The organism is Streptomyces sp. NBC_00667 (assembly GCF_036226825.1).
Taxonomy (GTDB): Bacteria; Actinomycetota; Actinomycetes; order Streptomycetales; family Streptomycetaceae; genus Streptomyces.
The window spans coordinates 925,988-951,852 of sequence record NZ_CP109022.1 but is presented as its reverse complement, the minus strand read 5'-3'; the positions used below and the strand labels follow the sequence as shown (position 1 = coordinate 951,852).

22 protein-coding genes are annotated in these 25,865 nt (G+C 73.2%); 12 read left to right on the top strand and 10 right to left on the bottom strand.

Going from position 1 to position 25,865, the window contains the following annotated elements; translation table 11 throughout:
* Positions 1 to 79 precede the first annotated feature (79 nt).
* Positions 80 to 994, top strand: a complete 915-nt coding sequence (locus OHA81_RS04625) for a LysR family transcriptional regulator (RefSeq protein ID WP_329193028.1) — start codon at positions 80 to 82, stop codon at positions 992 to 994.
* A gap of 754 nt (positions 995 to 1,748) precedes the next feature.
* Here the strand turns inward: OHA81_RS04625 and OHA81_RS04620 are convergent.
* Positions 1,749 to 2,528: a DeoR/GlpR family DNA-binding transcription regulator gene (locus OHA81_RS04620; protein WP_329193026.1), complete on the bottom strand. Its 780-nt coding sequence runs from the start codon at positions 2,526 to 2,528 to the stop codon at positions 1,749 to 1,751.
* A 149-nt stretch (positions 2,529 to 2,677) separates the two neighbouring features.
* On the opposite strand from OHA81_RS04620, the gene OHA81_RS04615 reads away from it, so the two are divergent.
* From OHA81_RS04615 to OHA81_RS04605, 3 genes are all read left to right on the top strand, one after another.
* On the top strand, positions 2,678 to 3,580 hold the full coding sequence (locus tag OHA81_RS04615; protein WP_329193024.1) for an SIS domain-containing protein: 903 nt from the start codon (positions 2,678 to 2,680) through the stop codon (positions 3,578 to 3,580).
* Positions 3,577 to 4,413: a class II fructose-bisphosphate aldolase gene (locus OHA81_RS04610; RefSeq protein WP_329193022.1), complete on the top strand. Its 837-nt coding sequence runs from the start codon at positions 3,577 to 3,579 to the stop codon at positions 4,411 to 4,413. The genes OHA81_RS04615 and OHA81_RS04610 overlap by 4 nt, the downstream gene beginning before the upstream one ends.
* Before the next feature lie 204 nt (positions 4,414 to 4,617).
* Positions 4,618 to 5,808 carry an acyl-CoA dehydrogenase family protein gene (locus OHA81_RS04605; RefSeq protein ID WP_329193020.1) on the top strand — a complete coding sequence of 397 codons (1,191 nt, stop codon included), beginning with the start codon at positions 4,618 to 4,620 and terminating at the stop codon, positions 5,806 to 5,808.
* Positions 5,809 to 5,829: 21 nt separating this feature from the next.
* On the opposite strand, the gene OHA81_RS04600 is transcribed toward OHA81_RS04605, so the two are convergent.
* Positions 5,830 to 6,210 (bottom strand): VOC family protein, encoded by a 381-nt coding sequence (locus OHA81_RS04600; RefSeq protein ID WP_329193018.1) that lies wholly within the window; start codon positions 6,208 to 6,210, stop codon positions 5,830 to 5,832.
* A gap of 310 nt (positions 6,211 to 6,520) precedes the next feature.
* Here OHA81_RS04600 and OHA81_RS04595 point away from each other — a divergent pair, with 310 nt between their 5' ends.
* A complete protein-coding gene (locus OHA81_RS04595; RefSeq protein ID WP_329193016.1) occupies positions 6,521 to 7,354 on the top strand; it encodes a class II glutamine amidotransferase in 834 nt (277 codons plus the stop codon).
* A gap of 136 nt (positions 7,355 to 7,490) precedes the next feature.
* On the opposite strand, the gene OHA81_RS04590 is transcribed toward OHA81_RS04595, so the two are convergent.
* Positions 7,491 to 7,856 carry a DUF4180 domain-containing protein gene (locus OHA81_RS04590; protein ID WP_329193015.1) on the bottom strand — a complete coding sequence of 122 codons (366 nt, stop codon included), beginning with the start codon at positions 7,854 to 7,856 and terminating at the stop codon, positions 7,491 to 7,493.
* A complete protein-coding gene (locus OHA81_RS04585; protein WP_329193013.1) occupies positions 7,849 to 8,337 on the bottom strand; it encodes a helix-turn-helix domain-containing protein in 489 nt (162 codons plus the stop codon). Before OHA81_RS04585 ends, OHA81_RS04590 begins: the two co-directional genes overlap by 8 nt.
* Positions 8,338 to 8,651: 314 nt before the next feature.
* On the opposite strand from OHA81_RS04585, the gene OHA81_RS04580 reads away from it, so the two are divergent.
* Both OHA81_RS04580 and OHA81_RS04575 read left to right on the top strand, forming a co-directional pair.
* Positions 8,652 to 10,718 (top strand): serine/threonine-protein kinase, encoded by a 2,067-nt coding sequence (locus tag OHA81_RS04580; protein WP_329193011.1) that lies wholly within the window; start codon positions 8,652 to 8,654, stop codon positions 10,716 to 10,718.
* Positions 10,715 to 12,316, top strand: coding sequence for a phytoene desaturase family protein (locus OHA81_RS04575; protein WP_329193010.1), 1,602 nt, complete (start codon positions 10,715 to 10,717; stop codon positions 12,314 to 12,316). The genes OHA81_RS04580 and OHA81_RS04575 overlap by 4 nt, the downstream gene beginning before the upstream one ends.
* A gap of 4 nt (positions 12,317 to 12,320) precedes the next feature.
* On the opposite strand, the gene OHA81_RS04570 is transcribed toward OHA81_RS04575, so the two are convergent.
* Positions 12,321 to 12,773 carry a nitroreductase family deazaflavin-dependent oxidoreductase gene (locus OHA81_RS04570; protein ID WP_329193008.1) on the bottom strand — a complete coding sequence of 151 codons (453 nt, stop codon included), beginning with the start codon at positions 12,771 to 12,773 and terminating at the stop codon, positions 12,321 to 12,323.
* A gap of 89 nt (positions 12,774 to 12,862) precedes the next feature.
* Positions 12,863 to 14,833, bottom strand: a complete 1,971-nt coding sequence (locus OHA81_RS04565; protein ID WP_329193006.1) for a serine hydrolase — start codon at positions 14,831 to 14,833, stop codon at positions 12,863 to 12,865.
* A gap of 145 nt (positions 14,834 to 14,978) precedes the next feature.
* Between OHA81_RS04565 and OHA81_RS04560 the strand changes: the two genes are divergently transcribed.
* The 3 genes from OHA81_RS04560 to OHA81_RS04550 are packed head-to-tail and all read left to right on the top strand — an operon-like array spanning position 14,979 to position 18,810.
* Positions 14,979 to 16,097 (top strand): NAD(P)H-dependent flavin oxidoreductase, encoded by a 1,119-nt coding sequence (locus OHA81_RS04560; protein ID WP_329193004.1) that lies wholly within the window; start codon positions 14,979 to 14,981, stop codon positions 16,095 to 16,097.
* Positions 16,098 to 16,102: 5 nt separating this feature from the next.
* Entirely contained in the window at positions 16,103 to 17,650 is a 1,548-nt protein-coding gene (locus OHA81_RS04555; protein ID WP_329193002.1) for an acyl-CoA synthetase, read from the top strand.
* 35 nt (positions 17,651 to 17,685) lie between these two features.
* On the top strand, positions 17,686 to 18,810 hold the full coding sequence (locus tag OHA81_RS04550; RefSeq protein WP_329193000.1) for a calcium:proton antiporter: 1,125 nt from the start codon (positions 17,686 to 17,688) through the stop codon (positions 18,808 to 18,810).
* 60 nt (positions 18,811 to 18,870) lie between these two features.
* Here the strand turns inward: OHA81_RS04550 and OHA81_RS04545 are convergent, their stop codons facing one another.
* The 3 genes from OHA81_RS04545 to paaK all read right to left on the bottom strand — a co-directional run bounded on the left by OHA81_RS04545 (position 18,871) and on the right by paaK (position 22,217).
* Positions 18,871 to 19,737 (bottom strand): oxidoreductase, encoded by an 867-nt coding sequence (locus OHA81_RS04545; RefSeq protein WP_329192998.1) that lies wholly within the window; start codon positions 19,735 to 19,737, stop codon positions 18,871 to 18,873.
* A 67-nt stretch (positions 19,738 to 19,804) separates the two neighbouring features.
* Complete coding sequence (locus OHA81_RS04540; protein ID WP_443056436.1) at positions 19,805 to 20,659, bottom strand: YhjD/YihY/BrkB family envelope integrity protein; 855 nt, start codon at positions 20,657 to 20,659, stop codon at positions 19,805 to 19,807.
* 241 nt (positions 20,660 to 20,900) lie between these two features.
* Positions 20,901 to 22,217, bottom strand: a complete 1,317-nt coding sequence (gene paaK, locus OHA81_RS04535) for a phenylacetate--CoA ligase PaaK (protein WP_329192996.1) — start codon at positions 22,215 to 22,217, stop codon at positions 20,901 to 20,903.
* A gap of 171 nt (positions 22,218 to 22,388) precedes the next feature.
* On the opposite strand from paaK, the gene OHA81_RS04530 reads away from it, so the two are divergent.
* Positions 22,389 to 23,036, top strand: coding sequence for a DUF2278 family protein (locus OHA81_RS04530; RefSeq protein WP_329192994.1), 648 nt, complete (start codon positions 22,389 to 22,391; stop codon positions 23,034 to 23,036).
* 18 nt (positions 23,037 to 23,054) lie between these two features.
* On the opposite strand, the gene OHA81_RS04525 is transcribed toward OHA81_RS04530, so the two are convergent.
* On the bottom strand, positions 23,055 to 24,686 hold the full coding sequence (locus OHA81_RS04525; RefSeq protein WP_329192992.1) for an acyl-CoA synthetase: 1,632 nt from the start codon (positions 24,684 to 24,686) through the stop codon (positions 23,055 to 23,057).
* Positions 24,687 to 24,872: 186 nt separating this feature from the next.
* On the opposite strand from OHA81_RS04525, the gene OHA81_RS04520 reads away from it, so the two are divergent.
* Positions 24,873 to 25,673, top strand: a complete 801-nt coding sequence (locus OHA81_RS04520) for a crotonase/enoyl-CoA hydratase family protein (protein ID WP_329192991.1) — start codon at positions 24,873 to 24,875, stop codon at positions 25,671 to 25,673.
* The last annotated feature ends 192 nt before the right edge of the window (positions 25,674 to 25,865 follow it).

Below are 25,865 nucleotides of genomic sequence, written 5' to 3'. Positions count from 1 at the left end.
GACCGCGGGGGCCCGTGAGGGCCGGGGGCCGGTGACGGCGGGGGCCCGCGGGACCGCCGGGGCCTGCGACAATGGCGGGGTGATCGACCCCCGCCGGCTGCGTGTCCTGCGGGCCGTGGCGGACCACCGTACGGTGACCGCCGCGGCCGCAGCCCTGTACCTGACCCCCTCCGCCGTATCGCAGCAGCTCGCGGCGCTGGAGCAGGAGACCGGGCACGCCCTGCTGACACGGAGCGGCCGGGGCGTGCGGCTCACCGCCGCCGGGGAGATCCTGCTCGGGCACGCCCACGAGGTGCTGGCCCAGCTGGAGCGGGCGGAAGCCGAACTCGCCGCCTACGCGGGCGGCTCGGCGGGCGAGGTCACGGTGGCCGCCTTCGCCACCGGCATCGCCGAGGTCCTGGCGCCGGCGATCGCCCGGCTGGCCGTGGACCACCCGGGCATCCGGCTGCGGGTCCGCGACGCGGAGGGCGACCAGAGCCTGCCGCTGCTGCTGGACGGCGAGGCGGACCTGGCCCTGGCCGTGGAGTACCGGGGCGCCCCGGGCGCCGACGACGGCAGGCTGTCCGTTCTCCCGCTCTACGCGGAACCCTTCGACGCGGTCCTGCCGGTGGGGCACCGCCTCGCCGGCCTGCCCACGGTGTCGCTCGCGGAGCTGTCGGACTCGGACTGGGTGGGTCAGTACCCCGGCAACCCGTGCCACGACGTGACGCTGCTGGCCTGCGAACTGGCCGGCTTCCAGCCCCGTTTCGCGCACTCCTCCGACGACTTCCGCGCGGTGACGGCCCTGGTGGGGGCGGGCGCGGGCGTCGCTCTCGTGCCGCGCTCCGCCCTGCGCGGCATGGACCTCAAGGAGGTCCAGGTCCGCCCGGTCTCCGGCCCGGCCGCCACCCGCCGCGTCTTCGCGGCGACCCGGCGCGGCGCGGAGACCCACCCCCTGATCGCCCCGGTCCTCGCCGCCCTGACCCGCGAGGCCCAACGCGTCCCCACCCCCTGACCCCGCTACCGGTAGAGCCCCCGGCCGGGCCCGGGATCACCTCCGCCCAGCCGGTGTTCGCCGGGCCGGGAGGGGCTGCGCGGCGCGGACTGTCCGTCCGCACGCCGGGTCGGAACACGGCCCGTGTGGCCGTGACCCGGACCGGGGGCGCGGCCGCCGTCGCTACCGGTGAGCGCGCCGGGGGCCCGCCGCCTTGCGGGACGGCGCGGCCGGTCCGGTGGCATCGGGCGCACGGGCGAGGGGCAGTCCGGGCGCGCGGTCCGGGCATCCGCTCGTCGCCGAGGCCGTCGCCCGCGGGCCTGACGCGGTCCGTGGAGCCAGAGCCGGCAGTTCCCGGAGAGTGAGGTCCGGCCGTCACCTGCTCGCCGTGCGGGGTTCGCTGACGCCCCGGAGACCGGGAAGCGTGGTTTCCCGAAGCCCGCCCGGACCAGGCGGTCACCGAGCAGCGCGCGGCCCGGCCGGGCGCTCGCCGATACCCGTCGGCCGGCCGGTCCGAAGGCCCGCGCAGCCGTGCCCCACCGGCACCACGTCCCGTAAGGGCTGTCCCGGCGCGGTGCCCCGAGCACGACCCCCGCCCACCCGGGCCGGGCGCCCACCGCCCGGCCGACGGCCGACTGCCCACGGCCGACGCCGAGGCCGCTGCCCGGGCGGCGCCCGCTCGCCGTCGCCCGGCCGGTGCACCGGATGGCAGCCGGCAGCGCCGTGCGCCGCACGGGCGAGACGTCGTGCGTGCGGCCCCGAATGCCGGCCGCCGTCACACCCGGCGGACCTCCACCCCCGCCGCGGTGAAGGCCTTCGCGACCGTCTCCGGGAGGCCCGTGTCCGTCACCAACACGTCCACCGCGTCGGTCGCGCAGATGCGCGCGAAGGCCCGGACCCCGAGCTTGCTGGAGTCCGCCGCGATCACCACCCGCCGGGCCCGCTCGCACAGCAGGCGGTTCATCGCCGCCTCGTCCTCGTGGCGGGTCGCCGCGCCGTCGGCCGGGTCGAAGGCGTCCACACCGACCACCGCGGTGTCCATGCTGAGCTGCCCGAGCACCTGCTGAGCCAGCGGGCCGGTCAGTTCGTAGGACTGCGGCCGGGCCACCCCACCCGTCAGCACGATCTTGAACTGCGGCCGGATCACCAGCTCGCCCGCGATGTTGAGGGCATTGGTCACCACGGTCAGGGCGGGCGAGCCGGTGGCGAGGTCCGGGCGGGCGGCAAGGGCCCGGGCGACCTCGGTCGTCGTCGTCCCGCCCGTCAGGCCGATCACCTCGCCCGGGGCGATGAGGGCGGCCACCGCCTCGCTGATCCGGCCCTTCTCGGCGGCCCGGCGGGACGTGCGGTAGCGCAACGGCAGTTCGTACGACACCCCGTGCGGCACCGCCCCACCGCGCGTACGGACCAGCATCTGCTGCTCGGCCAGCTGGTCGAGGTCGCGCCGGATGGTGGCCGCGGACACGCCGAGGAGCTCGGCGGCCGGTTCCACCTCCAGCCCGCCCCGCTCGACCAGCAGATCCAGCAGTCTCTGCCAGCGTTCCTTGCGGGTCATGGCCCCCCTCCCACTTTCCCGGCCCGTCGTTCGGCCCACGGCTCGAGATTAACCCAGACGATGGGGCCGCAGATGCTTGAAGTTGCGCGAAACGGCCCGATACCGTGCAAGAACACGCATCGGTAGACCCACTGCTCCAGGGAGCCCCTATGAGTCACGTCGCGCACGAGCTGGTCACGCAACCCGCATGCTGGGAGCGGGCCGCCGAACTGGCCCCCGCGCGGCGGACGGTGCTGCCGCAGCCCGGGGAGCGGACCGCGATCGTCGGATGCGGCACCTCGTACTACATGGCCCAGGCGGCCGCCGCCTTGCGCGAGGAAGCCGGGCAGGGCGAGACCGACGCCTTCCCCGCCTCCGAGTTCCCCCGCCACCGGCGCTACGACCGGGTGGTGGCACTGACCCGGTCCGGCACGACCACCGAGGTGCTCGACCTGCTGGCCGGGCTGCGGGACGCCGGGGTGGCCACCACCGCCGTCATCGGCGACCCGGCCACCCCCGTGATGACCCTCGCGGACGAACTCGTGGTACTGGACTTCGCCGACGAGCAGTCCGTCGTGCAGACCCGGTTCGCCACCACGGCCCTGACGCTGCTGCGCGCCCACGTCGGCGCGTACGACCCCGCCGTCGTGGCGGACGCCCGCACCGCACTCGCCGAGCCGCTGCCCGAAGGGCTCGACACCCGGGGGCAGTTCACCTTCCTCGGCCGCGGCTGGAGCGTCGGGCTGGCGAACGAGGCCGCGCTCAAGATGCGCGAGGCCTCCCTCTCCTGGGCCGAGTCCTACCCGGCGATGGAATACCGGCACGGACCGATCAGCGTCACCGGACCCGGAACCGTCACGTGGTCCCTCGGCGAGACCCCGGAGGGGCTCGCCGAGCAGGTCCTGGCGACCGGCGCGGAGTGGGTGGCCGGGCGGCTCGACCCGCTCGCCGAGCTGGTACGGGTCCACCGGCTGGCCCTCGCCGTGGCCGCCCACCGCGCCCTCGACCCCGACGCGCCACGGCACCTGACCCGCTCCGTGATCCTGACGGCGGGCGAGGAGGCGGTCCGATGAGCCTCGTACCGGCGGGCGCGCTCGTCACGGAGGCGGCGGCGGCCGGCCGCGCCGTCGCCGCCTTCAACATCATCACGCTGGAGCACGCCGAGGCCGTCATCGAGGGAGCCGAACGGGCCGGGCTGCCGGTCATCTTGCAACTGAGCGAGAACGCGGTGAAGTTCAGGTCCGGCCGGCTGCTCCCCATCGCCCGGGCGGCCTCCGCGAGCGCAGAGGCCGCGGGGGTACCCGTAGGCCTCCACCTCGACCACGTGAAGAGCTCGGAACTGCTGCGCCAGGCCGTGGACGCGGGGTTCGGATCGGTGATGTACGACGCGGCGCAACTGCCCTACGCCGAGAACCTGGAGGCCACCCGCTCCGCAGCCGAGTGGGCCCACGCCAACGGCCTGTGGATCGAGGCGGAGCTGGGGGAGGTCGGCGGCAAGGACGGCGCCGCCCCGCCGGACCCGCACGCGCCGGGCGCCCGTACCGATCCCGACGAGGCGCGGCGGTTCGTCGCCGACTCGGGGGTGGACGCGCTGGCCGTCGCCATCGGCAGCAGCCACGCCATGACCAGCCGGACCGCTTCCCTGGACCACGGGCTCCTGGGCCGCCTGGCCAAGGCGGTGGAGGTCCCGCTCGTCCTCCACGGATCCTCGGGACTCCCGGACGCCGAACTCGCGGCGGCCGTCGCGGGCGGCATCCGCAAGGTCAACATCGGCACCGCGCTGAACGTGGCCATGACCGAAGCGATCCGCACCCACCTCACCCCGGCGGACCCCCGCCCGTACCTCACCGCCGCCCGCACGGCGATGGCGGCGACGGCCGCGGCGATGATCGCCGCCCTCACCTGAGCCCCGGCCGCGGTCACCGCCCTCGGCGGTGACCGCGGCCGGCAGGGCGGGCGGGCACGGCGCGAGAGCGCCGCCCCCCCCGCGCGTGCATGCCGAAAGCCCGGCCCGGCACCACACTTCCGGATTCTTGAAACAGGTTCTAATCTACGCTGCGCCGGCGGACGGACCGGCCGACGGACGGACCGCGAGACACCCGGAGGGGCCGTGCACCTCGAATACACGCCTGAGCAGGAGCGGTTGCGCAGCGAACTGCGCGCCTACTTCGCCGAGCTGGTCCCGCAGGACGTCTACGCACGCTACGAGGACCCCGCCGCCCAGAAGCGCTTCTACCGCGAGACCATCCGCCGCCTCGGCGCCGACGGCTGGCTCGGCGTCGGCTGGCCGCAGGAGTACGGCGGGCGCGGCATGTCGCCCATGGACCAGTTCATCTTCTTCGACGAGGCCGCGCAGGCCGTCGTACCGCTGCCGCTGATGGCGCTGAACACCGTCGGGCCGACGCTCATGCAGTTCGGCACCGACGAGCAGAAGGCGTACTTCCTGCCCCGCATCCTCTCCGGCGAGATCGACTTCGCCATCGGCTACAGCGAACCCGACGCCGGGACCGACCTGGCCGCACTCAAGTGCAAGGCGGTGCGGGAGGGCGACGAGGAGACCGGTACCTACGTGGTCAACGGCCAGAAGATCTGGACCACCAACGGCGACACGGCCGACTGGGTCTGGCTCGCCGTCCGCACCGACCCCGACGCCCCCGCGCACAAGGGCATCAGCATGCTCCTCGTGCCGACCTCCGGCCCCGGCTACTCCTGCACCCTCATCAACACCCTGGCCTCGCACGACACCACCGCCAGCTACTACGAGGACATCCGGGTCCCCGCGAGCCGGCGCGTCGGCGCGGAGAACAAGGGCTGGCGCCTGATCACCAACCAGCTCAACCACGAGCGCGTCACCCTCGCCGCCCACGGCACCATGGCCATCCGGGCCCTGCACGACGTCCAGCGGTGGGCGGCGCAGACCAAACTGGCCGACGGGCGCCGGGTCATCGACCTCTCCTGGGTCCGCGGCCGCCTCGCCCGCACCCACGCCCGGCTCGACGCGATGAAGCTCCTCAACTGGCAGATGGTGAACGCCGTCCAGTCCGGGACCCTCACGCCCCAGGACGCCTCCGCCGTCAAGGTCTACGGCTCGGAGGCCCGCCGGGACGCCTACGCCTGGCTCATGGAGGTGGTCGGCGCGGCCGGCTCCCTCAAGGACGGCTCCGCGGGCGCGGTCCTGCACGGCGAACTCGAACGCGGTTACCGCAGCGCCGTGATCTTCACCTTCGGCGGCGGCAACAACGAGATCCAGCGCGAGATCATCTCGTGGATCGGGCTCGGCATGCCGCGCGTCCGCCGCTGAGTCCGTGGTGGAGCCGGGCCGTCACAGGGGCGGGAGGCGGCCGGCCAGCAGGCAGAACTCGTTGCCTTCGGGGTCGGCGAGGACGTGCCAGGACTCTTCCCCGGTCTGGCCGACGTCGGCCGGGCGGGCCCCGAGCCCCAGGAGGCGTTCGAGCTCGGCGTCCTGGTCGCGGTCGGTGGCGTTGACGTCGATGTGCAGCCGGGGCTTGGCGGGCTCCGGCTCGTCGCAGCGGCTGAGGAAGATCGTCGGCTGCGCGCCGCCGAACCCTTCGCGCGGCCCGATCTCGATGCTCCCGTCGTCCTCGCGGGAGAGCACCACGAAGTCCAGGACCTCGCACCAGAACCGGGCCAGTACCTCGGGGTCCCGGCAGTCGAGGACGAGCTCACCGATACGGCATGCCATGGACGCAACCCAACTTTCGCCGTGGGAACTTCCGGGTGGGGGCCGCGCGCAGATCCCAGGGGCTCCCGGCAGTACGGAACTTCCTCGCGACGGTACCGGGCGGGGCGAGCGGCGGCGAACGGTTTGCGGCCCCCGCCCGGCCGGCCGGGTGTGCGGCGTGGGGTCCGGCCGGCGCCGCCGCGTGGCGGTCCCGGCGGGGGGACGGGAGAATGGGTACGCCGGGGCAGGAGCGTCCCTGGCCGAACGACTGACTCCCGGCTCCGCGGTTCCGCTCCGCCGGCGCCGTAGGGAGGGACACAGGTGATCGCCCATGTGCAGATGGCTGGCGTACTCGGGAACGCCCCTGCTGCTCGATGCCCTGCTGTACAAGCCGGCGCACTCGCTGATCGACCAGAGCCTGCACTCCCGCCTGGGGGCGGAGACCACCAACGGTGACGGCTTCGGCGTCGGCTGGTACACGAAGGAGGACGTCACCCCGGCCGTCATGCGGGACATCGGCCCCGCCTGGAACAACCGCAACCTGCGCGAGATCGCGGACCACGTCCGCTCCCCCCTGTTCTTCGCCCACATCCGTGCGTCGACGGGAACCGCGGTTCAGCAGTCGAACTGCCACCCGTTCCGGCACGGTCGCTGGATGTGGATGCACAACGGTGCCATATCCGGCTTCCACTTGATGCGCCGTGACCTCTGCATGCTCGTGGACCCGGCCCTGTTCACCGGTATCGAGGGCACCACCGACTCCGAAGTGATGTTCTACCTCGCCGTCACCCTCGGCCTGGACCAGGACCCGCCCGGCGCCGTCGCCCGGATGGTGGGGGTCGTGGAGCGCAGCGGCCGCGAGCACGGGGTGGAGTTCCCGATGCAGATGACCGTCGCCGTGACCGACGGGGAACGCCTCTGGGCCTTCCGCTACTCCAGCCAGGGCGCCTCCCGTTCGCTGTTCTACAGCAGCCGGGTGGACACGCTGCGCACACTGCATCCGGACGTCCCCTACTTGGAGGACCTCTCCGAGGAGACCCGGCTGATCGTCTCCGAACCCCTGTCGGACCTGCCCGGCGCCTGGAACGAAGTCCCGGAGAGCAGTTACGGCGTCGTCCAGCCCGGGGCGGACGAGATGTTCCGCTTCACCCCGGAACCCGCGTAACCAGGCGGGAAGAACCCGCACACCACGCCACCACGACGAAGGGTCCGGCGATGCCCGACTCTGCCCCGGCCCGGGACGGCCGCCACCGTCGGCGCGGCCCAAGTACCGTGACGGCACCGGGTGTTCATGTCGGCAGCTAGGGGGCCAGGCGCGCCGTCAGGGCGGCGAAGTCGGGGACGAACCAGACGTGGTGGCCACGGTTCGCCTCGCGCACCAGGTCCCGCAGGGCGGTGCCGGAGCGCAGGTGGGGGGAGAGGTCGCCCACGACCACCAGCCGCAGGCGGTAGTTGACGAACTTCTGCATGACCGCGCCGGCCAGACCCGTGCTCAGGTCGAAGAAGCGGTCGTCGAACCGTACCGCCGGGACCGCCACCACGTCCGCGCCCTGGAAGGCGCCGCCGATCAGGTGGTCCAGAGCGTCCTGCTCGGTGGAGATCCGCGGCCCCTCGGCGTCGCAGACGAGGACGGGCACGCCGTGCCGGCGCACCACCACGTCAGCCACGGTCGACTCCCTGCGCGGAGTCGTCCGACAGGATGCCGTTGCCCGGGCCGAGTACGCCGTCGAGCAGGAGCAGCAGGTCGGCGGTGGCGGCGGCGTTGCCGAGGACCACGATCTTCATACGGGCCCGTGCCTCGTCGTAGACGGTCTGGATGCGCAGGGGCTCGGGGGTGTCGCGGGAGAACTGGCCCCCGGCCGTGACGAGGGTGCTCAGCCGGCTCGCCGCGTCGGGGCCGATCGCGTCGATCTGGACGATGCTCGACACCTCCACGTGGCCGCGCGGGGCGACGGTCTCCGCGACCGCGCCGGCGGCCGGGCCTCCCGTCAGCGCCTCGAAGTCCTCGCGGGCGATCCGGTACTGCTTACCGATGCGCACGGCCTTGAGGCGACCCTCGCGCACGTACGCCCGGACGGTCCGCACGTGCAGCCCCAGGCGCTGCGCCACCTCACCGACCGAGTACAGCTCTCGTTCAGAACTCTCCATACTAACGGACATTACCGTAACCATCCCTGATGAGAGAAGAATAGGGAAGGATGAGGAGTGCCGCGCAGGGAAGGCGGGCCGTCGTATCCGCGACCGACCCGGCCGCCCTCAGCCGCCCCCCGCGCCCCACCAGCCGCCTGCTGCCCACCATCCCCCCAGGTCCGCGCCGCCGGCCCCCGTCAGGTCACATCTTGAAAGCGATGCGCCGCAGGGGCCCCGGGAGTCGCCCCTCGGCGTACACACTGCGTACATCAGCGGCCATACTGGACCGTCCGGGGAGGGCGTGGCACGACACACGGGGGCGGCTTCAAGACATGGCGGAGTCCAGACTGATCCAGGGCCGGTACCGGTCGCTCGATCTGATCGGGCGCGGCGGCATGGGCGAGGTATGGCGGGCCCGGGACGAATCACTCGGCCGCCAGGTCGCCGTGAAGTGCCTCAAGCCCCTCGGACCCGAGCAGGACACCCACTTCACCCAGGTGCTGCGCGAACGCTTCCGCCGCGAGGCGCGGGTTGCCGCAGCGCTCCAGCACCGCGGCGTCACCGTGGTCCACGACTTCGGCGACGACAGCGCGGCCGGCGGCCCCCTCTACCTCGTCATGGAACTCCTGGACGGTCGCAACCTCAGCCAGCTCCTCGCCGACAACGAGTCGCGCCCGCTGCCCGTGGACGTCGTCGTCGACATCGCCGAACAGATGGCCGCGGCGCTCGGCTACACCCACGACCAGGGCGTCGTCCACCGCGACCTCAAGCCCGCCAACATCATGCGGCTGACCGACGGCACCGTGAAGATCTGTGACTTCGGCATCGCCCGCCTCGCCCACGACATCGGCTTCACCGCCAAACTCACCGGCGGCGGCATGGCCATGGGCACCCCGCACTACATGTCGCCCGAGCAGATCGCCGGCGGCGAGGTCGACCACCGCAGCGACCTCTACTCCCTCGGCTGCGTCCTGTACGAGATCGCCACCGGCGCCCCGCCCTTCGACCTCGGCGACTCGTGGTCCGTCCTGGTCGGCCACCGCGACACCGCGCCCGTACCGCCGCGCGAACACCGCCCCGAGCTGCCCGAGTACTTCGACCGGCTCGTCCTCGAACTGCTCGCCAAGCAGCCCGAGGACCGCCCCGGCGACGCCCGCCACCTGCACCGGCGGCTCGTCGAGTACCGCCTCGGCGCCGGCGGGCCGTCCGGCGCGCAGCCTCCGCTGCCCGACTGGGCCCGGGGGATGACCGCCGGGCGCAAGGCCGGTACCGACGCCCGCCCCGCCAGCGGGGAGTGGGCCGTGCTCACCGGTTCCTGGACCACTGCCCGGCCCGGCGTGACCCGCCCGATCCAGCGGCCCGACGCCGCCGCCGACCCCCGGCTCACCCTCGCCGTCGGGCTGCCCCGCGCCGGTGCCCCCGGCGGCGACCAGGAGCACCCCGAGGCGCTCAGCGCCGCCCATGCCCGCGCCTACGCCCTCAGCCGCGCCGGCCGGCCCGAGCAGGCGCTCGCCGTGTACGCAGCCGTGGCCCGGGGGAGGGCCACGGTGCTGGGGCCCGACCACGGCGACACCCTCGCGGCCCGTCAGGAGGAGGCGTACGAACTGGGCCGCCTCGGACGTCACCGCGAGGCCTGCGAGATCTACGGTGCGGTGCTCGCCGCCCGTGTCCGCACCGCGGGCCCGCGCCATCCCGACACCCTGCTCTGCCGCCACAACCTCGCCTGCGCGCTGGGCGCCCTCGGCCGGTACGAGGACGCCCACCGCACCGCCGCCACGGTCGCGGCGGACCGCGCGGCCGTGCTCGGCGCCGAACACCCCGACACGCTGCTGACCCGGTACGAGGTCGCGTACGCGCTCGGTCGCCTCGGCCGCTGGGACGAGGCGCTGGCCGGCTTCCGGCAGGTCGCCGCCGTCCGCGAACGGATCCTGGGCCGCGACCATCCCGACGCCCTGGCCGCCCGCTACGAGACCGGGGTCGCGCTCGGGCGCACCGGCCGCGCCGTGGAGGCCCTCGACCTGTTCCGCGCCCTGGTGCGCGACCGGACCCGCGCGTACGGCGACACCCACCCCGAGACCCTGCGCGCCCGGCACGTCCTCGGCGTGAACCTCGGCCGGCTGGACCGCTGGGAGGAGGCGGTGGCCGAGGCGGGCAAGGTCGCGAAGGCGCGGGTCGAGGTGCTGGGCGCGGAGCACCCGGACACGCTGGTCAGCCGCCGCGAACTCGCCGTCGGACTGGGCCGGCTGGGCCGCTGGCACGAGGCGCTGCCCCTGTACCGGGAACTCTCGGGCATCCGTGAACGGTCCCTCGGCGAGGGGCACCCCGACACGGTGCTGGCCCACGCCGACGAGGCCTACTGTCTGGAGCGGCTCGGCCAGGTGTGCTACCAAGAGCCATGACGACGACCTCGGAGCCCTTCCGGCAGGCGGCCTACGACGTGGTGATCGTGGGCGGCGGCCACAACGGCCTGGTGGCCGCCGCGTACCTGGCCCGCGCGGGCAAGTCCGTACTGGTCCTCGAACGGCTCGGGCACACCGGTGGCGCCGCCGTCTCCACCCGCCCGTTCGCGGGCATGGACGCCAGACTCTCCCGCTACTCCTACCTCGTCTCGCTCCTCCCGGCGAAGATCGTGCGCGACCTGGGCCTGGACTTCGCGGTACGCGGGCGCACGGTCTCCTCGTACACGCCCGTCGAGCGCGGCGGCCGCGCGGGCGGACTGCTCGTCGGCGGCTCCGAGGCCCGCACGCGGGAATCCTTCGCACGGCTGACCGGCTCCGACCGGGAGTACGAGAGCTGGCGCGCCTTCTACGCGATGACGGGCCGGCTCGCCCGGAAGGTGTTCCCGACCCTCACCGAGCCGCTGCCCACCCGCGCCGGGCTACGGGCCCGCATCGACGACGAGGCCGCCTGGCGGATGCTGTTCGAGGAACCGCTGGGCCGGGCCGTGGAGCACCACTTCGCCGACGACCTCGTGCGCGGCGTGGTGCTGACGGACGGCCTGATCGGCACCTTCGCCGACGCCCACGACGTCTCCCTCGCGCAGAACCGCTGCTTCCTCTACCACGTCATCGGCGGCGGCACGGGCGACTGGAACGTCCCCGTCGGCGGTATGGGCGCGCTCACCGACGCCCTCGCGCGGGCCGCGCGGTCGGCGGGGGCGCAGATCCTCACGGGCCACGAGGCGCTGCGGATCGACGCGGACGGCACGGCCGCGCCGGCCGAGGTGACGTTCCGGACGCCGACCGGCGAGGGCGCCGTCGCGGGCCGCACGGTGCTGGTGAACGCCTCGCCGCAGGCCCTCGCGGAACTGCTCCGCGAGACCCCGGCCGCCCCGGCGGAGGGCGCCCAGCTCAAGGTCAACATGCTGCTGCGGCGGCTGCCCCGGCTCAAGGACACCTCGGTTGACCCGCGCGAGGCGTTCGGCGGCACCTTCCACATCGCCGAGGGGTACGAGCAGCTCGCACGGGCCTACGCGGAGGCCGCGAGGGGTGAACTGCCCTCCGTGCCGCCCTCCGAGATCTACTGCCACTCGCTGACGGACCCCTCGATCCTCGGGCCCGAACTCGTGGCGCGCGGCTACCAGACCCTGACCCTGTTCGGCCTGCACACCCCGGCCCGGCTGTTCGAGAAGGGACACGGCGGCAACACCGTCGCGCGCGAGGTGCTGCTGGCCGGCACCCTGGCCCAGCTCGACGCGCACCTGGCCGAGCCGCTCACGGAGTGCCTCGCGCTCGACGCGGACGGCCGGCCCTGCATCGAGGCCAAGACCCCGCTCGACCTGGACCGCGAACTGCGCCTGCCCGGAGGGCACATCTTCCACCGCGACCTGTCGTGGCCCTACGCCGATGAGGGCGCGGGCGATGCGGCGGGCGCGGGCCGTTGGGGCGTGGAGACGGCCTACCCGAACGTGCTGCTGTGCGGGGCGGGCGCGGTGCGCGGCGGCGGTGTCAGCGGGGTCCCCGGCCACAACGCCGCCATGGCGGTCCTGGGCCGCTGAGCCGTTACGCGACCTGCCGCACGGGCTCGATGACCACGATCGGGATCTCGCGGTCCGTCTTGGTCTGGTACTCGTCGTACGCGGGCCAGTGCCCCACCATCACGGGCCAGTACGCGGCGCGCTCCTCGGAGGTCGCGGTGCGCGCGGTGCCCTGGACGACCTTCGGGCCGACCTGGACGCGGACCTCGGGGTGGGCCTTCAGGTTCTTGTACCAGAGCGGGTCCTCGGGGTGGCCGCCCTTGGACGCCACGACGAGGTACCGGCCGTCGGCCTCGCCGTAGATCAGGGGCGTGCGTACGGGCTTGCCGGAGATCCGGCCGAGGGTGGTGAGGAGCAGGGTCTGGGTCCCGTTCCAGAACTGGCCCTCGGCCCCGTTCGAGCCCACGTACAGCTTGACGTGGTCCAGCGTCCAGCCGGGCTTGGGGTCGATCGGGTGGTCCCAGTCGATATCGGTCATGTTCCTGGCCTGCCTTCGTGTCGGACGGTCAACGAACTTCGGCAACGAGTCGCAACGCGGACGCGGACGCGTTCATTCCGAACCGACGCTCAGTCGGCCGAACGGGTCCATCCCGTGGCCTCCAGGCGGTCCGCGTCGGCCGGACGGTCCTCGGCGAAGAGCAGGCGGCCGGGCTCGGCGACGCGGATGACGTCGACGTACACGCCGCGCCCCACGTAGCGGCCGGTGGCGGTGTGGCGGAAGCGCAGCCGCACCTCCCTGCCCGCCCAGGGGGCGAGGGGGGCTTCGAGGCGGTGCCAGATGCGGCCCGACCAGCCGTCGGCGCGGCCCTGGGGCCACGGTTCGGGCGTGCCGCCGGTGGAGCGCACGGTGGTGAAGGGCAGGGGCTCCCAGGTCCGCCCGTCGGCGGAGGCCTCCAGGTGGACGGCGCCTTCGCCCGGCACGGTGTCCCACCACAGGGCGCAGCGCAGCCGGGCGGCCGCGGTTGCGGGCGTGAGCGGGGGGAGGGTGAGGGTGCCCGAGCCGCCCGGGGTGATGCCGGAGAACCAGGCGGGGCCGCCGTGCCTGGTGCGGACGGGAACGGCGCGGGCGAAGCGGTTGCCCGTGGCGACCCGGGGCGCGCTGCCGGCCCGCCAGGTCCGCACGGGGTGCACGGAGTTGCCGAGCAGGATCAGGAAGGAGTCGGTGGAGGGGTCCAGGACCAGGGAGGTGCCGGTGAAGCCGGTGTGGCCCGCGGAGTGCGGGGTGGCCATGGCGCCCATGTACCAGTGCTGGTAGAGCTCGAATCCCAGGCCGTGGTCGTCCCCGGGGAAGGCGGTGTTGAAGTCGGTGAAGAGCAGCTCGACGGAGGCGGGGCGCAGGATGCGCTTCCCGGCGTAGACCCCGCCGTCGAGCAGGGCGCGGGCGAGGACGGCCAGGTCCCAGGCGGTGCCGAAGACGCCCGCGTGGCCGGCGACGCCGCCGAGGGCGTACGCGTTCTCGTCGTGGACCTCGCCCCACACCAGGCCGCGGTCCAGGCCGGACCAGGGCGGACGCTGCACCTCGGTGGCGGCGGTGGTGCGGCGCCAGGAGAGCGGGGGCCGGTAACGGGTGCGGTGCATCCCGAGCGGAGCGGTGATCTCCTCGTGGAGCAGGGTGTCCAGTGTGCGGCCGGTGATCCGTTCCAGAAGCAACTGGAGCGTGATGAGGTTCAGGTCGGAGTACCGGTACACCGTCCCCGGGGTGTCCTGCGGTCGCACCGACCACAGCAGCCTCAACTGCCCCTCGCGGGTGGACTCCCGGTAGAAGGGCGCCCACGAGCGCATCCCGGAGGTGTGGGTGAGCAGCTGACGGACCGTGATCAGCTCCTTGCCGCCCCCGGTGAACTCCGGCAGGTACCGCTCCACCGGAGCCTCCAGCTCCAGCCGCCCCCGCTCCATCTGCTGGACGGCCAGCAGGGAGGTGAACAGCTTCGTGAGCGAGGCCAGGTCGAAGACGGTGTCCTCCGCCATCGCGATCCGTTCGGCCGCGGGGAACTCCCGGACCCGGTCGGTGCGCCCGTCGTAGTCCGCGTACCGCACCGCGTGGCCCATGGCCCGGTGCAGGGCGACGGTGCGGCCGCGCCCGGCGAGGACGACCGCCCCGGCGTAGTAGGGGTGTTCGGGGGAGGGGCCGAGGAAGCGCCGGGCCTCCTCCGCCACCCCTTCGAGGTGCTTCTCCAGCAGCCCGGCCTGGCGTGCGGAGCCGTAGCGCAGTCTCAGGCCCTGGAGGGCGCGCCGCTCGGCCGGGTTGCCGCGGGCGCCGGCGGACCCGGGCAGGGCCGCCTGGAGGACGAGCACCCCGCCGAGTGCGAGCAACCGCGCCCCGAGCCGTCTGCGGCTGAGCCCGCCCGCGCCGACGCCCGCGCCGACGCCCGCGCCGGCCTCCCGGCCAGCCCCCGCGGTCGGGCCGGCTCCCGCCGCGACGGCCGGTGCCGGCGGCGGTGTCGCCCCGCCCGCCGGGCCGCCCGCCGCTCCACCGGCCGCCCCGCCCGCCGGGCCGGGCCCGGTCGTCCCGTCGGGCGCCCCCGTGAACTCGTCCATCACCGGTCCTCCTGTCCGCCGTCGCGCCTCTCGCAGTATCTGCCCGCGCGGCCCGCGCCTCCCGCACCGACCGGTCCGCAAAGAATCTGACGCTGCATCAGGAAACCCCTTCCCTCGACCGTCGCGCTGCGGCATCCTCACGCCCATGGAGACGGAGCTGAGCAAGAAACTGGGAGTCGAGCACGCCATCTTCGGCTTCACGCCCTTCCCGGCGGTCGCCGCTGCCATCACCCGCGCGGGCGGATTCGGCGTACTCGGCGCCGTCCGCTACACCGCCCCCGACGACCTCAAACGCGACCTCGACTGGGTGCAGGCGCACACCGACGGCAAGCCCTACGGCCTCGACGTCGTCATGCCCGCCAAGAAGGCCGTCGACGGCATCGCCGAAGCCGACATCGAGGCGATGATCCCCGCCGGACACCGCGCCTTCGTCCGCGACACCCTCGCCAAGCACCACGTGCCCGAGCTCGCGGAGGGCGAGGCATCCGGCTGGCGGATCACCGGCTGGATGGAACGGGTGGCACGGAACCAGCTCGACGTCGCCTTCGACTACCCCATCAAACTCCTGGCGAACGCGCTCGGTTCCCCTCCCGCCGACGTCATCCGCCGCGCCCACGACCACGGCGTCCTCGTCGCCGCCCTCGCGGGCAGCGCCAAACACGCCCGTCGTCACGCCGAAGCCGGCATCGACGTCGTCGTCGCCCAGGGCTACGAGGCCGGCGGCCACACCGGGGACATCGCCACGATGGTGCTGGTCCCCGAGATCGCCGAAGCCGTCGCCCCGCTCCCCGTCCTGGCCGCGGGCGGCATCGGCAGCGGCGAGCAGATCGCCGCGGGCCTGGCCCTCGGCGCCCAGGGCGTCTGGCTCGGCTCCCTCTGGCTCACCACCACCGAAGCCGACCTGCACTCCCGCGCGCTCACCGCCAAACTCCTCGCCGCCGGCTCCGGCGACACCGTCCGCTCCCGCGCCCTCACCGGCAAGCCCGCCCGCCAGCTGCGCACCGAGTGGACCGACGCGTGGGACGACCCGGACGGCCCCGGCGCGCTCCCCATGCCGCTCCAGGGCCTGCTGGTCGCCGAGGCCGTGTCACGGATCCAGAAGTACGAGGTCCAGGCGCTGCTCGGAACCCCGGTCGGCCAGATCGTCGGCCGGATGAACAGCGAACGCAGCGTGCAGGCCGTCTTCGACGAGCTGACCAGCGGCTTCGAGAGGGCCATCGACCGAATCAACCGCATGGCCGGCCGTCGAACCCGAGAGGCGTGAGCTGCATGACCGAGACCAACGGCTTCTGGGCCCAGGCCGCCGCCGAGCCCGACCGCACCGTACTGACCGCCCCCGACGGTGAACAGTGGAGCGCGGGCCGGCTGCACGCCGACGTCAACCGGCTCGTCCACGGGTTGCGCGCCGCCGGGATGCGCACCGGCGACTCCTTCGCCGTCGTCCTGCCCAACGGCGTCGAGTTCCTCACCGCCTACCTCGCCGCCTCACAGGCCGGCTTCTACCTCGTCCCGGTCAACCACCACCTCGTCGGCCCCGAGATCGCCTGGATCGTCGCCGACAGCGGGGCCAAGGTGCTCATCACCCACGAGCGCTTCGCCGAGGCCGCCACGGCGGCGGCCGACGAAGCCGGCCTGCCCGCGGGCCACCGCTACGCCGTCGGAGCGGTGGCCGGTTTCCGCCCCTACGAGGACCTCCTCGCCCCGCACCCCGCCACGCCGCCCGCCGACCGCACCCTCGGCTGGGTCATGAACTACACCTCCGGCACCACCGGCCGGCCGCGCGGCATCCGTCGCCCGCTGCCCGGGAAGCTCCCCGAGGAGACGTACCTCGGGGGATTCCTCGGCATCTTCGGCATCCGCCCCTTCGACGGCAACGTCCACCTCGTCTGCTCGCCGCTCTACCACACCGCCGTCCTGCAGTTCGCGGGCGCCGCGCTGCACATCGGGCACCCGCTGGTCCTCATGGACAAGTGGACACCGGCCGAGATGCTGCGCCTGATCGACCAGTACGCGTGCACCCACACCCACATGGTGCCGACGCAGTTCCACCGCCTGCTCGCACTCCCGCAGGAGACGAAGGAGGCCTACGACGTCAGCTCCATGCGGCACGCCATCCACGGCGCCGCGCCCTGCCCCGACCACGTCAAGCGGGCGATGATCGACTGGTGGGGCGGGTGCGTGGAGGAGTACTACGCCGCCAGCGAGGGCGGGGGTGCCTTCGCCACCGCCGAGGACTGGCTGAAGAAGCCCGGAACCGTCGGCAAGGCCTGGCCGATCAGCGAACTCGCCGTCTTCGACGACGACGGCAACCGGCTGCCGCCCGGCGAACTCGGAACCGTGTACATCAAGATGAACACCGGCGGTTTCAGCTACCACAAGGACGAGGGCAAGACCCGAAAGAACCGCATCGGCGACTTCTTCACCGTCGGCGACCTGGGGCTGATGGACGAGGAGGGGTACCTCTTCCTCCGGGACCGCAAGATCGACATGATCATCTCCGGCGGGGTCAACATCTATCCGGCGGAGATCGAATCCGCCCTCCTCACCCACCCGGCGGTCGCGGACGCCGCCGCCTTCGGCATCCCGCACGACGACTGGGGCGAGGAGGTCAAGGCCGTCATCGAGCCCGCCGAGGGCTTCGAGGCGGGTGACGCGCTGGCCGCCGAGATCCTGCACCACTGCGAACGGCAGCTGGCCGCCTACAAGCGCCCCAAGACGGTCGACTTCATCGCGACGATGCCCCGCGATCCCAACGGCAAGCTGTACAAGCGGCGGCTGCGCGACCCGTACTGGGAGGGGCGTGAGCGCGCCGTGTGACGCAGGGGGGTGACGGTTCTGGCAAGTTGGCCGACATGAGTACGGCAACGCACAGAACGTCCCTGTTCGACTGGACCGTCGTGGTCCCCGTGGTGGCCATCGTCGCGCTCGTCCTCAGCTGGGGGCGCGACCTGCCGGCCTTCGCGGTGGGGCTGGTCTCCCTTTGCCTGGCGGGCGCGGTCCTGGCGGCCGTCCACCACGCGGAGGTGGTGGCCCTCCGGGTCGGCGAACCCTTCGGCTCCCTCGTCCTGGCCGTCGCCGTCACCATCATCGAGGTGGCCCTGATCGTCACCCTGATGGCCGGTGGCGGCGACAAGACCGCCTCGCTGGCCCGGGACACCGTCTTCGCCGCCGTCATGATCACGTGCAACGGCATCGTCGGCGTATCCCTCCTGGTCGGCGCCCTGCGCAACCGGGTCGTCGTCTTCCACGCCGAGGGCTCGGGCGGGGCGCTGGCCACCGTCGCGACGCTCGCCGTACTGAGCCTGGTGCTGCCGACGTTCACCACGAGCAAGCCCGGCCCCGAGTTCTCCAGCGCCCAGCTGACCTTCGCCGCGTGTGCCTCCCTCGCGCTCTACGGCCTGTTCATCGCCGTACAGACGGTCCGTCACCGCGACTACTTCCTCCCGGTGGACACCCGGGGGAGCGGGGCGCCGGAGGCCGGGGACGCGTCGGGGGAGGACGCCCACGCGGTGGCGCCGAGCCTGCGTGCCGCCCTGATCAGTCTCGGTCTGCTGCTGGTCGCGCTCGTCGCGGTGGTGGGCGACGCCAAGGCCGTCTCGCCGACCATCGAGCGGGGCGTCGCCGACGCCGGGCTGCCGCACGCCGTCGTCGGTGTGATCATCGCACTGCTGGTGCTGGCTCCCGAGACCCTGGCCGCCGTCCGCTCCGCCCGCCGCGACCGGATGCAGACCAGTCTCAACCTGGCCTACGGCTCCGCCATCGCCAGCATCGGCCTGACCATCCCGGCCATCGCGCTGGCCACGATCTGGCTCTCCGGACCGCTGCTGCTGGGTCTGGGCCCGGTCCACATGGTGCTGCTGGCGCTGACGGTGGTCGTCAGCGCCCTGACGATCGTGCCGGGGCGGGCGACGTTGCTCCAGGGCGGCGTGCACATCGTGCTCCTGGCCGCGTACCTGTTCCTCGCCGTGAGCCCGTGAGGCGTCTCGTACGCCCCCGGCGGCACGGGCCGGGGGCGTACGTCCTCGCGCCGGGCGGGGTCAGGCGTCGTCGAAGTCCGTGCCGCGGCTGACGGTCTCCCAGGCGTCGGCCTCGGCGCGAACGGCGTCCGCGTGGGCCCGGATGAACTCCACGGCGTCAGTGCCCAGCACGAGCCGCAGCGGGGTCTGCGGGGCGTCCAGGGCGGCGAGGATCGCGGCGACGGCCTTGACGGGGTCCCCGGGCTGGTGGCCGTCGCTCGCCGGGAGCCCGACCCGCACGGGGCCGACGATGTCCTCGTAGGCGGGCAGCGGGGTCGTGGACCGCAGCGCGCCACCGCCCGCGAAGCTCGTGCGGAACGAGCCGGGTTCCACGATCAGCACCTTGATCCCGAAGGGGGCCACCTCGGCGGCGAGCGCCTCGGTCAGACCCTCCAGGGCGAACTTCGTCGCGCAGTAGGCCCCGACGCCGGGGAAGGCCAGCCGTCCGCCCATGCTGCTCATCTGCACGATGGCCCCCGACTTGCGGGAGCGCATGTGGGGCAGCGCCGCGCGCAGCAGCGCCGCCGGACCGAAGAAGTGCAGGTCCATGAGTTCGCGGAGTTCGGTGTCGCTCGCTTCCTCCACGGCGCCGACCAGGCCGCGCCCGGCGTTGTTGACCAGGACGTCGATCCGGCCGAAACGGTCCACGACCCCGCCGACGGCCTCCTCGGCGCGGGCCGTTTCCGTCACGTCCAGGGCCAGGGGGACGAGCCGGCCGGGGTGCTCGGCGGCCAGGGAGTCGAGGGTGCCGGTGCGGCGGGCGGCCGCCACGACCGTGTCGCCGGCGGCCAGCGCGGCCTCGGCCAGGATCAGGCCGAACCCGGAGGACGCCCCGGTGATCAGCCAGACGCGGCCCTCGGGTGCGTCCGTCGGAAACTGCGTAGTCATCAATCCCCCTGCGAGTGACTGGTGTTACTGGATCACCCTGATCCTCGCACCGGCGGGGCCCGTGGCGTCAGTCGGTTCTCGGACCATGCGCATCAGGTCCCTCCCCGGTGAGGGCGCCGGTTCTGTGCAGCCGGCGCAGGGTGAGCCGTTCGTGGGCCAGGCGGCCGACGAGGGAGCCGCCGTAGACGACGAAGCCGACACCGACCAGCCAGGACTGCACCACGAGGAGGGTGCCGAACGGCCCGTACGTGACGGCGCTGGAGGCGATCAGGGGGGAGAACACCAGCTGGGAGAAGACGCGCAGGCCCAGCAGGCCGACGCTGGTGAGGACCGCCCCCGGGAGCAGGGCGCGCCAGCGGACGCGGCCTCCCAGCAGGAGGCGCTGGGAGGTCCAGAAGAAGATGACCGTGCCGATGAGGTCGCTGACGGTGCCGAGGGCGATGCCGACGGCGTTCTTCGAGGGGGCCGGGATCTCGACGAGGAGGGCGAGGTAGCAGACGAGCAGGGCGAGCCAGACGACGTGGCGCCACATGGTGTGCCACCGGGCGGTCGGAAGGTCCCAGACCTTTTCGTAGCCGGTCTGGACCGCCGACCCGAAGGTCAGGCCGAATACGGCGAGGGCGGCCAGACCGAAGGCGGTGGTCCGCTCCAGCGCCAGGTCGGCGGCGCTGAACAGCATCTCGACCCGGGCCCGCGAGGACTGCGTCACCCCGAGGGCCTGCCCCAGCCAGCGCCCGAAGCCGGAGCCGGAGCCCGGGGCGGCGGCCGCGACGACCACGAGCAGCGGCACCAGGGTCAAGAACCCCAGGGCCGCGAAGCCCATCGCCCGGTGCATCAGCTCCATCTGGCGCCCCCGGCTCCAGGCCAGCCCGACGAGGGAGGCCCGGAGCCGGTCGTGCGGCGGCCGGGGCTTCGAGGTCACACCCTTCACCTACCCGGCCGCACCCCGATCGCCCCGGAGGCACCGGTGAAAACGGCCCGAAGGGGTGGTTTTCCCGCGTCCGCGCGGCTGACCGGAGTCGCCCGCCGAGGGCACGTACCTGCGCAGGTGCCCCGCGTCGTCACCGGCTGAGGCCTCCGCGCAGCTGCGGAAACGGCTGCGGCCTCGGCGCGGCTGAGGGACCGGCTGCGGCATCCGGCGCGGCTGCGGCCGCCGCCCGCGGTCAGGGCCGTATCGGGGGCTCCGCCCGCAGGTCCCTGATGCGCTTGATCTTGCCGACCGACCGCTCCAGCGTCTCCGGATCGACCACCTCGACCCCGACGGACACCCCGACCCCCTCCTTCACGGCTCTGACCACCGCCGCGGCCGCCGCTTCCCGCTGGGCGGAATCGGCCTCGCGACGGGCCTCGACCCGGACGGTCAGCGCGTCCATCCGCCCTTCCCGGGTCAGCCGGAGCTGGAAGTGCGGGGCCAGGGCCGGGATCCGCAGGAGGATCTCCTCGATCTGCGTGGGGTAGAGGTTCACCCCGCGCAGGATGATCATGTCGTCGCTGCGGCCCGTGATCTTCCCCATCCGGCGGAAGGCCGGCCGGGCGGTCCCCGGCAGCAGCCGCGTCAGATCCAGGGTGCGGTACCGGATGACGGGCATGGCCTCCTTCGTGAGCGAGGTGAACACCAGCTCCCCCGGCTCGCCGTCCGGCAGTACCGCCCCGGTGATCGGATCGACCACCTCGGGGTAGAAGTGGTCCTCCCAGATGTGGAGCCCGTCCTTCGTCGAAGCGAATTCCTGCGCCACTCCGGGGCCCATCACCTCCGACAGGCCGTAGATGTCCACGGCGTCGATGCCGAGCCGGTCCTCGATCTCCCGGCGCATCTCCTCCGTCCAGGGCTCCGCGCCGAATATCCCCGTACGGAGCGAGGTCGAACGGGGGTCGATCCCCTGGCGCTCCATCTCGTCCAGCAACGTCAGCATGTAGGAGGGGGTGACCATGATGACCTCCGGCCGGAAGTCCTGGATCAGCCTGACCTGGCGGTCCGTCATGCCCCCGGAAGCGGGTACGACCGTACAGCCGAGCCGTTCGGCGCCGTAGTGCGCGCCGAGGCCGCCGGTGAACAGGCCGTACCCGTAGGCGATGTGCACGACCTGCCCCGGCCGCCCGCCCGCCGCCCGGATGGAGCGGGCCACGACATCGGCCCAGGTGGACAGGTCGCCCTCGGTGTACCCCACCACCGTCGGGCGCCCGGTCGTTCCGCTGGAGGCGTGGATGCGGCGCACCTGCGGGCGGGGGACGGCGAACATCCCGAAGGGGTACTGGTCGCGCAGATCGGCCTTGGTGGTGAAGGGGAAGAGGGAGAGGTCCGCCAGGGAGCGGCAGTCGTCGGGGTGCACACCGGCCTTGTCGAAGGCCTGCCGGTAGAAGGGCACCCGGTCGTAGACGCGGTGCAAGGTGGCGCGCAGCCGGCTCAGCTGGAGGGCCGCGAGCTCGTCACCGCTCAGCAGCTCGCCCTGATCCCGCTCCTCGTCTGCGAAGTCCGACATGTCCTCACCCCATCGTGAACGAACCGACCGATCATTCGGTAGCCTGCCGGACGCCGACGGCTAAAGCAATGACTCGAACGAGTGAGCGGTGGTCCCGACCGCCCCGACGCGCGGGAAAGGCCGGTCCGCATCTCGGTCGCCGCCCGGGTCCGGCGGTGGTTCACTGGCCGCATGCCGCTCGCCGACTACGGGGTGCTGTGCGGAACGCTGCACCGCCACTTCCGCGACGAACCCGATGCGCAGGGCCGCTGGTCCCACGTCAACCTGGAGGTCGACGCCCCCGAGGGCCGCTACCGCTGCGCCGTCGACGTCGACAGCAAGCACCCCGCCGTCGGCGTGCAGTGGAAGGTCCTCACCCTGGCCGCCTCGGTGCTCGAACCGGCCTCCGCGCTGCCGCCGGGCCACCACGACCTCGCCCGCACCTCCGGATCGGGCGCCATCGACTTCCAGCGCCACCCCGCGCTCGCCGACCGGGCCGGCTGCGTGCTCGCCCGGCTCCGCCCGCTCCTCGGCCGGCTCAGCCCCCCGCACCCCTGGATCTCGGGCTCCTGCCTCGAAGCCTCCGAGGCCCTGGAGCCCCTCCTCGTGCCCGGCCGGCCCGTCATGGTCTTCGGGGAGTCCTTCGACCACGGCGGCCCCGGCATGCGCCACGTCCACCAGAACCAGGGCTCGCCGTACGACAGCCGGTGGTGGCCGCAGAACGGGATCTGGCAGGACGGTGCGACGATGACCCGAAGGGAAGACGGCTGGTACGACGTCTTCCTCTCCAAGTTCTCCACGCAGGCCGACCGGACCGGCCCCGACGGCCACCCCGAGTGATCCGCTCCCCCTCCTGCCTCAGTGGGCGGCGTCCGCCTCCGTGGCCACGGCCTTCGCCCAGCGGTAGTCCGCCTTGCCGCTCGGGGAGCGCTGGATCGCGGGTGTGACGACGAGCTGGCGCGGGATCTTGTACCCCGCCAGCCGGGTGCGGCAATGGGCCCGGATCTCCTCCAGCGTCGGCTCGGCCGCCCCCGCGCGCAGCTGGACCACCGCCGCCACGTGGCTGCCCCACGTCGGGTCCGCCACCCCCGCCACCAAGGCGTCGTACACGTCCGGGTGTGACTTCAACGCCTGCTCCACCTCCTCCGGGTAGACCTTCTCGCCTCCGGTGTTGATGCACTGGGAGCCGCGCCCCAGCACGGTGACGATCCCGCTCTCGTCCACCGTCGCCATGTCGCCGAGCAGCACCCACCGCTCCTCGCCCTTGCGGAAGAAGGTCTCGGCCGTCTTCACCGGGTCGTTGTAGTAGCCGAGCGGTACGTGCCCGCGCTGCGCCAGACGCCCCGGCCGGCCCACCGGCACCGGCTCGTGCGTGACCGAATCCACCACCTGCGTACGGTCGTTGACCTCCAGCCGGAACCCCTTTTCGGGGCCGGAGTCGTCGGCCGCCCGGCCGTTGGAACCGGACTCCGAGGAACCGAAGTTGTTCAGCAGCACCACGTGCGGCACCAGCCGCTGGAATTCGGCCCGGACCGTCTCCGACATGATCGCCCCGGACGAGGAGACGCTGAACAGCGACGACAGGTCGGTGCCCTTGAGCGGGCCGTTCAACGCGTCGATCAGCGGCCTCAGCATCGCGTCGCCCACCAGGGACACGCTGGAGACCTTCTCCTTCTCGATCGTGCGCAGCACTTCCTCGGGCGCGTACTTGCGGTGGATGACCACCCGCTGGCCGTAGTTGAAGGCGATGAACGAGGTCAGGGTCGACGTGCCGTGCATCAGCGGCGGCGCGGGGAAGAACGTGAGGCCGGCGCCGCGCGCCGCGACCCGCTCGGCCAGCTCCTGCGGGCGCTTCACCGGTTCGCCGGACGGCTCGCCGCCGAACAGGCCTGCGAAGAAGAGGTCTTCGGCCCGCCACATGACGCCCTTGGGCATCCCGGTGGTGCCGCCGGTGTAGATGATGAACAGGTCGTCGGAGGAGCGGGGCGCGAAGCCGCGCTCCGGGGAGCCGGCCGCCTCCGCGTCCGCGTACGCCACGGGCGCGATCGCGGGCTCAGGTGCGCCCTCGGGGACCTCGCCGACCCGGATCAGGTGTCGCAGCCTGGTCGTCTGCGGGAGCGCGGCGGCCACCCGCTCGGTGAACTCGCCCTCGAAGACGAGTGCGGCGAGGTCGGCGTCGTTGTAGAGGTAGACCAACTCCTCCTCGACGTAGCGGTAGTTGACGTTCACCGGCACCAGACGCGCCTTGAGGCAGGCCAGGACGGTCTGGAGGTACTCGACCCCGTTGTACAGGTGCAGCCCGAGGTGCTCGCCGGGCGTCAGCCCGCTGTCGAGGAGGTGGTGTGCGAGGCGGTTAGCCGCCGCGTCCAGTTCCGCGTACGTCAGGCGGCGCTCGGCGCCGGTCCCGGGGTGGTCCACGTAGACGAGGGCCTCCCGGTCGGGGACGACGTCGACGACCGACTCGAACAGGTCGGCAAGGTTGTACTCCACCGTTCCTCCTGGCCCGAAAGTGTCCACGGCTGACCCCATGGTCGGCCCGGCTCGGCGGTCATTAGAGCGCCGGGACGGTCAACTGGGAAGGTGCGCACCAAGAAAACTGACTGTGTGTCAGAAAACTCTTGAACTGCATCCCTCCCTCCTGCAACCTGTTCTAGGTCTTCAGACGGGAGGACGGCAATGGGTGGGACGGAACACCTGACCGTGGAACGCCACGGCGCCACGCTGGTGCTCACCATGAACAGGCCGGAGGCGAAGAACGCGCTCTCGCTGCCACTGCTGGTCGGGCTGTACGACGGCTGGCTGGAAGCCGACGCCGACGACGCCATCCGCTCGGTGGTCCTGACCGGTGCGGGCGGGGACTTCTGCGCGGGCATGGACCTCAAGGCGCTTGCCGGGCGGGGGATGGCGGGCGACCAGTACCGGGACCGGCTCGACGCCGACCCCGACCTGCACTGGAAGGCGATGCTCCGCCACCACCGGCCGCGGAAGCCGGTGATCGCGGCGGTGGAGGGGTACTGCGTGGCCGGCGGCACGGAGATCCTCCAGGGGACCGACATCAGGATCGCGGGGGAAGGGGCCACGTTCGGGCTGTTCGAGGTCAAGCGGGGCCTGTTCCCGATCGGCGGCTCGACGGTACGGCTGCCACGGCAGGTCCCGCGCACGCACGCGCTGGAGATGCTGCTGACCGGCCGGCCGTACTCGGCGGCGGAGGCGGCGCGGATCGGCCTGATCGGGCGGGTGGTAGCGGACGGCACCGCGCTGGAGCAGGCCCTGGAGACCGCCGAGCGGATCAACGCGTGCGGACCGCTGGCGGTGGAGGCGGTGAAGGCCTCGGTGTACGAAACGGCGGAGATGACGGAGACGGAGGGGCTGGCCGCCGAACTGATCCGGGGATGGCCGGTCTTCGCCACGGCGGACGCGAAGGAGGGCGCCCGTGCGTTCGCGGAGAAGCGCCCGCCGCGGTACCACCGCGCGTAACGCTGCGCGGTACGGGACGGCGGGCCGCCGGCGGGCAGGTCCCCCCGGCGGCCCGGTGCCCGGCGGGCTCCCGGCCCGGGCGGCCGGGTTCCGACGACGCACCGGCCCGAACCAGGAGGGGAGCGCGCTCTGACCGATCACCGCCGGCATCGCCCCGGGCGCACCAGTCGGCCGGCGGACGGCCCGATCGGA

Excerpts from the sequence above, each read along its gene's own strand:
- OHA81_RS04620 (WP_329193026.1), bottom strand. The coding sequence starts at position 2,528 with ATGACCCGCAAGGAACGCTGGCAGAGACTGCTGGATCTGCTGGTCGAG.
- OHA81_RS04615 (WP_329193024.1), top strand. The coding sequence starts at position 2,678 with ATGAGTCACGTCGCGCACGAGCTGGTCACGCAACCCGCATGCTGGGAG.
- OHA81_RS04610 (WP_329193022.1), top strand. The coding sequence starts at position 3,577 with ATGAGCCTCGTACCGGCGGGCGCGCTCGTCACGGAGGCGGCGGCGGCC.
- OHA81_RS04600 (WP_329193018.1), bottom strand. The coding sequence starts at position 6,210 with ATGGCATGCCGTATCGGTGAGCTCGTCCTCGACTGCCGGGACCCCGAG.
- OHA81_RS04595 (WP_329193016.1), top strand. The coding sequence starts at position 6,521 with ATGTGCAGATGGCTGGCGTACTCGGGAACGCCCCTGCTGCTCGATGCC.
- OHA81_RS04585 (WP_329193013.1), bottom strand. The coding sequence starts at position 8,337 with ATGGAGAGTTCTGAACGAGAGCTGTACTCGGTCGGTGAGGTGGCGCAG.
- OHA81_RS04580 (WP_329193011.1), top strand. The coding sequence starts at position 8,652 with ATGGCGGAGTCCAGACTGATCCAGGGCCGGTACCGGTCGCTCGATCTG.
- OHA81_RS04575 (WP_329193010.1), top strand. The coding sequence starts at position 10,715 with ATGACGACGACCTCGGAGCCCTTCCGGCAGGCGGCCTACGACGTGGTG.
- OHA81_RS04570 (WP_329193008.1), bottom strand. The coding sequence starts at position 12,773 with ATGACCGATATCGACTGGGACCACCCGATCGACCCCAAGCCCGGCTGG.
- OHA81_RS04565 (WP_329193006.1), bottom strand. The coding sequence starts at position 14,833 with ATGGACGAGTTCACGGGGGCGCCCGACGGGACGACCGGGCCCGGCCCG.
- OHA81_RS04560 (WP_329193004.1), top strand. The coding sequence starts at position 14,979 with ATGGAGACGGAGCTGAGCAAGAAACTGGGAGTCGAGCACGCCATCTTC.
- OHA81_RS04555 (WP_329193002.1), top strand. The coding sequence starts at position 16,103 with ATGACCGAGACCAACGGCTTCTGGGCCCAGGCCGCCGCCGAGCCCGAC.
- OHA81_RS04550 (WP_329193000.1), top strand. The coding sequence starts at position 17,686 with ATGAGTACGGCAACGCACAGAACGTCCCTGTTCGACTGGACCGTCGTG.
- OHA81_RS04545 (WP_329192998.1), bottom strand. The coding sequence starts at position 19,737 with ATGACTACGCAGTTTCCGACGGACGCACCCGAGGGCCGCGTCTGGCTG.
- paaK (WP_329192996.1), bottom strand. The coding sequence starts at position 22,217 with ATGTCGGACTTCGCAGACGAGGAGCGGGATCAGGGCGAGCTGCTGAGC.
- OHA81_RS04530 (WP_329192994.1), top strand. The coding sequence starts at position 22,389 with ATGCCGCTCGCCGACTACGGGGTGCTGTGCGGAACGCTGCACCGCCAC.
- OHA81_RS04520 (WP_329192991.1), top strand. The coding sequence starts at position 24,873 with ATGGGTGGGACGGAACACCTGACCGTGGAACGCCACGGCGCCACGCTG.